Annotated in this window: 2 protein-coding genes; one reads left to right on the top strand and one right to left on the bottom strand. The window is 68.9% G+C overall.

Features of this window, described 5'->3' with window-relative positions:
• Positions 1-933 precede the first annotated feature (933 nt).
• A complete protein-coding gene (locus ONA70_RS37100; RefSeq protein WP_406601305.1) occupies positions 934-1,512 on the top strand; it encodes an endonuclease domain-containing protein in 579 nt (192 codons plus the stop codon).
• Between the two features lie 237 nt (positions 1,513-1,749).
• Here the strand turns inward: ONA70_RS37100 and ONA70_RS35900 are convergent.
• On the bottom strand, positions 1,750-2,332 hold a 583-nt coding region (locus ONA70_RS35900), incomplete at its 5' end, for a maleylpyruvate isomerase N-terminal domain-containing protein (protein WP_265010922.1).

Below are 2,332 nucleotides of genomic sequence, written 5' to 3' on the forward strand. Positions count from 1 at the left end.
CTGCGGTTTCCACGGCCGGCTGGACGGATGGGCGCGCGACGGCGGACGCGGTTGGGGCCCTCCTCGCGGCGGTGGATCGCGGCTTCGCAATCACCGCGCCGCCGGACCGCCGGAGGAGGGCTCCAACCGGTCAACTTGACATAATGTAGATTATCGAACTCCCCGTGGGCGGCCTCGATCAGGCGCCGACGTAGGTGTCCCTTCTCATTCCTCCTGAGCCGTTCTCAAACAACTTGAGCCATCTCATGGGTCTTCTTATTTACTTGAGCCATGGCGGGCCCCCAGGGCCGCTTGGGATCCGGTCCCTACGCTGCGTGACGGGCATGGATTGTTCATCCTCCCCCGCGGCCGCTCGGAACTCGTGGCTGGAGGACGACTACGCCCTGGCGCCTGCCCACTCGCGCACGAAGGCGAATTCCTCGCCGCCGATTTGCCGGAGGCGGTGTGCACGCCCGCGTGGAGGGCTTCGGGGTGCTGGTAAAAAGCGTGTCGCCAGATCCAAACGGCGGTGATCATGCCTCCGGGCAAGGCCTGGCCGTTGAGTTGACTCTCGATCGGGTGGCCACCGGCAGCGGGGCTCCGGTCGGTCGCGCCGTGATGATGTCTGGCTATGGACGGGGCGTTGGATCTGGATGAGCTGGTCGAGCACTGGACGCTGCTGGACGACGAGCGCGAGCTAATCGTGGGCAAGCGCGGGCCGACCAGCCTCGGCTTCGCGGTGTTGTTGAAGTTGCGCCAGCAGGGGGGCGAACAACCTGGTGGATCAGCTTGTCGGTGGGCGGGATCATTGTCGCCGGCGCGAGAAGTGAGGAAGACCATGGCGTTATCGCACCTAGCAGCGTGTCGGCAGGATGTGTAGGCCGCGTCTGAAGCGGAGACGATGATGCTGGTCGGGCAGCTCTGCAAGCTTCTCCTTCCAAAGTCTGACGACGAATGAGGAACACTGGTCAGGCTTGGCCGCTGGTCGTCGTGGACCGCGATCCGTGGCAGGTTTGCGCCCTCGGCCTACCGACGAAGGCACTCAGCAGACACCGGATCACCGCGGACCGGTATCGGCAGCTCCGTAGCACCCAGGACGGGGTGTGCGGCATCTGCGGGCGAGGAAACCTGCGAGGGGCCGGCGCGATACCCCTCTACATCGACCACGACCACATCTGCTGCCCGGACCACCACAACACGTGCGGGAAGTGCATTCGGGGTCTGCTCTGTTCGGGCTGCAACGGCTTATTGGGTGAGATGGAGCTATGGGGCAAAGTCCCCGGCATCGACGAAGACGGAACGTGGGAGCGGGCCGCACTCGCCTACCTGGAACGGGCGGGCTGTCCACTCACCGAGGAGCGGAAGGCGGCGACGGCGGAGGGGCATCGCCGGAAGGTGGCGCTGTGGGATCCGCCGTGCTGCTGCCGGGTATGCGACCCGAACTGGGAGCAGCGGCGGGAACAACGCCGAGCGGAGATGCGCGCCAGGTTGTCATCCGCCTCGGCCGAAGAGGACGCGGGAATCAGGCCCTGACGCCGGGGTGGGCCGTCGCCGCGCCGGGCCGACCTGGTGACCGACCGGGCGAACAACGCCCCCGGCCACCCGCGGCGCACTGTCCCCAGTCGAGCGCGAGCCGCCCGCAGGTGCGCCTTTCGCCCTTGAACAGTAGGCCCGCAGCCTGCCCGCAGCCGCGCGATGTCCGCAACCCCGGGCCTAGTGGCGCCCGCAGGAGCGCGCGCACAACCGACAGATGCGTCACAAGTGCGCGTTTTACGCGTTCGGGTCCCAGTCTGCGAGCTGCTCCATCGGCTCGGTGTCGCCGGTGGTCTCCAGGCCGTCGAGCGGGACGCGCTCGTAGAAGTAGAGGACCAGTTCGCTCGCTGCGCCTCGCATCGCCATGTCGCCCGGCTCCGCGTCGGCGGCGAGGTCGTCGCAGCGGACGCCGTCGGCGTTGAGGGTCAGGCGCCAGGAGCGGCCCTCGGTCGTGTGCAGGTCGATGGTCGCCGGCTTGAACGGCCAGGGGACGGTCGTCGCCGAGACGGTCGTCAGGAACTCGTCGACGCCCTCGACCGCGACGTCCGTCGGCAGCGGCTGTGCGGCCCCCTGGGTGAGCTGGGCGTCGTAGGTGTGGACGGCGATCTCCTGGATCTGGTGCCGGGCCACGGCTCCGCTGGTCTCCGGGGCCTGCGAGCGGCCCCACCAGGTCCAGCAGCCGCGGTCCGGGCCGGCCTCGCGCATCGCGTCGAGCATGAGCTCGGTCGACTCGGCGAGCCAGGCGTCCAGGGCTTCGCGGTCGCGGGGCGCGGTCGGGGCGCCCTTCGGGTCCGTCCTCGCCGGGGGCTCAGCGCCCGGG

Origin of the sequence: Micromonospora yasonensis (genome assembly GCF_026013475.1) — a bacterium.
GTDB classification, from domain to species: Bacteria; Actinomycetota; Actinomycetes; order Mycobacteriales; family Micromonosporaceae; genus Micromonospora; species Micromonospora yasonensis.